Here is a 2163-nt window from a genome sequence, read left to right on the forward strand (position 1 = left end):
TTGAACTTATTGAAAAGGAAAAAAACCAGTTGGTAGAGCAGATTAAGAACGAAGTAATCAATTTAGTTCACTATTCAGATCTGGGCGAGATTAATCAAAGTCTGATGCATCTGGTAGCCGATAAATTAAATAAAGACTATAATTACCTGAGTAGATTGTTTTCAGAATCAGAGGGATTAACCATCGAGAAATACATCATCCAGCAAAAAGTAGAAAAAGTAAAAGAACTGTTAGAGTACGGCGAATTGAACCTGAATGAAATATCCTTTAAAATGGGATATAGCAGCAGCGCCCACTTGTCGGCACAGTTTAAGTCATTAACAGGACTTTCTCCGAGCAAATACAAAGCTTCAGCCGTTAAAAACAGAAAACCCCTTGATAAATTGAACTAATAGCTGAGCACTTGCTTAGCTATTGCTCTCGTGATTGGTTCGCAGTTACGTTGCATCATCTTCGGGGTTGGTTCGGTTGTAACCGAACGAACCCCGAAGATGATCCTGAGCAATTGTTAAGCAATTGCGAAAGCAATAGCTCCCGGTGTGTACATAAATGCGTTAGGAATTAATTTAGTGTAATCCCAAACAGGATCCCTATCCAGGGCTTGCCTTGATATATCCAGTTTGCCCTGTTTTTATCAGTTAGCATGTCGATGCCCAAGGCAAGGCCTATATTGATTTTCTTATTGTCGTATATTCCGGCAATGCCGTTACTTAAGGCAAGCCCATCATATTCGTAATCAATCTTATCTTCCATAACATGAGGATTTACAGTTATGGCACTAAGACCGCTGAAAGCACCGTAACTAAACCCATTCGTTGCGCCTTCTTTTCTACTGCCAAGGTACAAGGCCGCACTAAAATTTGTATTTAACTGCTCCGGAACACCTTTAACCGAAGGCCTGATTTTACAAGGAACAGAAATAATATTTGTTGTTAAACCACCATTGGTTTCTAAAGATTTACAAGCGTATAAACTTACACTTATGATGCAACCGAGTGTGTAATTTAATTTGTTTTTTGTTTTCATCTCTTTTCGAATTATAGCCACTGATTGAATTTTTTAATGAACCAAACTTTTACCAATTGGGTAAGCAGACAATAACTTATCAGTATTCCAATAAGCCATGGGAAATAACTTAATGGCAGTGCCTGCATTTTTAAACTTTCGGCAAGTGGCGAAAATGGAATGCATATGCCAATAACCATTACCAATGATGTAAGTGCTGTTACAGGAGCCGTTGCCCAGCTTTGTATAAAAGGTATTTTTCTTGTCCTGATCATGTGAACAATCAGTGTTTGCGATAACAATCCTTCTATAAACCAGCCGCTTTGAAACAGCGTTTGCTTTTCAATGGTGTTTGCTGAAAAAACATAATACATAACCGCGAAGGTTGCATAATCAAAAATCGAACTAATAGGGCCTATAAAAATCATGAATTTGCTAATCCCCCTGGCACTCCATTTTTGAGGTTTTTCAATAAATTCTTTGTCCATACTGTCCCACGGAATAGAAATCTGAGAAACATCATATAGCAGGTTTTGTACCAGCAGATGGATAGGTAGCATGGGTAGGAAAGGGAGCAATGCACTGGCACCCAATACGCTAAACATATTGCCGAAATTGCTGCTGGCAGTCATTTTTATATATTTAATGATGTTGCCAAAAGTGCGGCGACCATAAATTACGCCTTGTCTTAAAACCATCAGATCTTTCTCCAATAAAATGATATCGGCACTTTCTTTAGCAATATCTACTGCTGTATCAACAGATATTCCAACATCCGCATTGCGAAGAGCAGGCGCGTCGTTAATCCCATCGCCCATAAAACCTACGGTATGGCCTTTAAACTGTAGTAATTTTACAATGCGTGATTTTTGCATTGGACTAAGCTTGGCCATAATGCTGATGTCATCAATTTGATTGATGATTTCCTCATCGCTCATGATTTCGATCTGATTGCCCAGCAGGATACTGTTTATCGGTATACCCACGTCGCGGCATATTTTTTTGGTTACAATTTCATTATCGCCTGTTAGTACTCTAATGTTTACACCTAGTTTTTGAAGCGCTGCTATTGATGGCTTGGCCGATGGTTTTGCCGGATCCAGGAAGCCTATAAAACCGGTTAAAACCATATTGCATTCATCGGCAACGGCGTAGTTG

The 2163-nt window shown here is 39.2% G+C and carries 3 protein-coding genes; 1 reads left to right on the forward strand and 2 read right to left on the reverse strand.

Translation table 11 applies throughout. The annotated features are described in order from the left end of the window. Positions 1–392 (forward strand): helix-turn-helix domain-containing protein (locus AC1DDX_RS26720; RefSeq protein ID WP_477622959.1); only part of this gene is annotated, 392 nt, incomplete at its 5' end. 169 nt (positions 393–561) lie between these two features. Here AC1DDX_RS26720 and AC1DDX_RS26725 read toward each other — a convergent pair. Both AC1DDX_RS26725 and mgtA read right to left on the reverse strand, forming a co-directional pair. After that, entirely contained in the window at positions 562–1026 is a 465-nt protein-coding gene (locus AC1DDX_RS26725) for a hypothetical protein (protein WP_477622960.1), read from the reverse strand. 11 nt (positions 1027–1037) lie between these two features. Continuing rightward, positions 1038–2163: magnesium-translocating P-type ATPase (mgtA, locus tag AC1DDX_RS26730; protein WP_477622961.1), on the reverse strand; the 1126-nt coding region annotated here is incomplete at its 5' end.

Source organism: Pedobacter sp. 10L46_2 (assembly GCF_056395165.1).